The sequence below is a fragment of the Deltaproteobacteria bacterium genome, from assembly GCA_026712905.1.
Lineage (GTDB): Bacteria > Desulfobacterota > Binatia > UBA9968 > JAJDTQ01 > JAJDTQ01.
This window is the reverse complement of the sequence record JAPOPM010000120.1, coordinates 1-1651: the sequence shown is the minus strand read 5'-3', so window position 1 is coordinate 1651 and position 1651 is coordinate 1. Positions and strand designations below refer to the sequence as shown.

Annotated in this window: 2 protein-coding genes; both read right to left on the bottom strand. The window is 64.0% G+C overall.

All coding sequences use genetic code 11. The features are described 5' to 3' along the window. Window positions 1–146: 146 nt before the first annotated feature. A complete protein-coding gene (locus OXF11_09510) occupies window positions 147–683 on the bottom strand; it encodes a TRAP transporter small permease subunit (protein ID MCY4487337.1) in 537 nt (178 codons plus the stop codon). Window positions 684–796: 113 nt separating this feature from the next. Then, window positions 797–1651 (bottom strand): TRAP transporter substrate-binding protein DctP (gene dctP / locus OXF11_09505; protein ID MCY4487336.1); only part of this gene is annotated, 855 nt, incomplete at its 5' end.

Below are 1651 nucleotides of genomic sequence, written 5' to 3'. Positions count from 1 at the left end.
CTTCGCCACGAGCTGATAGACCAGCGCGTCGCCGAAGCGGTAGTAACCGAAGATGACGGCGATTCCCATCAGCGACCACGCCACCGGGAACCCCATGAAGATGGCCACCATCAAGGCGGGAAACATCATGAGGCCGATGCCGAGAGTCATAGATCGACTCCATGCGATTCGAAGCCTTCCTCCTCGGCCAGGCCGAGGAGGACGCGCGCCGACCTGACAAGCTCGGCGAACGCCTGCAGGCACAGTACCGCGAAGGCGATGACCCAGACCGTTCTGAACGGCCAGATCACCGGATTCCAGGCGGATTCACCGGAAACTTCACCGCTCTCGACTGCCTCGTAGGCATATTCGTAGAGTCCGAAGGTGACCCAGATTGCACCCGGTAACATCAGGAACACGAAGCCGCAGACATTCACAGTCGCTCGGCCCTTCGGCCCGATATTGTCGTAGATGAAGTCGACGCGGATGTGGCCGCGCTCCTTCATGCAGTATGCCATGCCGCACAGGTAGCAGGTGCCTGCGAGCATGTAGCCCACCTCGTAGGCCCAGAAGGTCGGCGCGTCGAACAGGTGGCGCGCCAGCACCTCGTAGACCATGGACAGAATGAGCGGAGCCATGACCCAGGCGCCGATGACGCCCAGGAGCTGGGAGAGGCGCTCTATTCCTCCGATGAGGGCAACCATACTGTGTCACTCCTCATCGCTGAGGCGAGTTGAGCGCGGGGCCCCGACCGCGGCGGCCGCGAACACCGTGACGGGAACCGGGCGGGCCACGCGGCCCGCCCGCTCGGACACCCCTAGCGGTAGCGGTGCGCCTCGGACCACGTCGCGGCGTAGTCCTGCTGGCTATTCCAGACGCGCGCGAACCATTCGTTCTCGCTGGCCTGCTTAGCGGCCCACTCGTCCGTGGCGGTCTTGGCCTTGGCGATGAAGTCCGCATCGAGATCGACGACCTCGTTGCCGCCCTTCAGGAAGTTCAGGAAGGACGGCGCGTCCTGGTGGCCGATTTCCATCCAGAAGTTGAACGTCATGCGCTCGCCCGCTCGCTGAAGCAACGTCTTGTTGCGGTCGGAGAGCTTGTCCCAGACGTCCTTGTTGACCTGGCACTCGTGGAACGCGGTCGGCTGATGGATGCCGGGCACCATGATGTATTTGGCGATTTTTTCGTAACCGGCCGACTCGTTCATCCACGGCGTGCCCCACTCGATGCCGTCCACCACCTTGCGCTCGAGCGCCGGATAAACCTCGGCGCCGGGCAGGATGACCGTGGACGCGCCGAGCGTTTGCGCGATCTCGGCCCAGGCGCCGGAAGTGCGCACCTTCATGCCCTCGTAGTCGGCCAGCGACTCCACACGCTTGTGGCCGTGCATGAACACCTCGGGAGGCGCGGAACCGCAAGGAACTGAGGCGACGTTGAACTTGTCCAGGCGCCACTCCATCAGCAGGTCGGCGCCGCCGCCACGGAACATCCAGTGGACCATCTTCTCGTGTTCCATGGTGCCGGCGAAGCCGCCGAACAGCACGCCGGTCCGGTCGACGCCCCAGTCGTAGCCGGCCCAGTTATGGCTGATCTCCGCGACGCCCTTGCGCACGGTTTCGGTCACTTTGAGCGCCTTCCCGAGCGTGCCGCCCGGGAACACCTCGACCTTGAT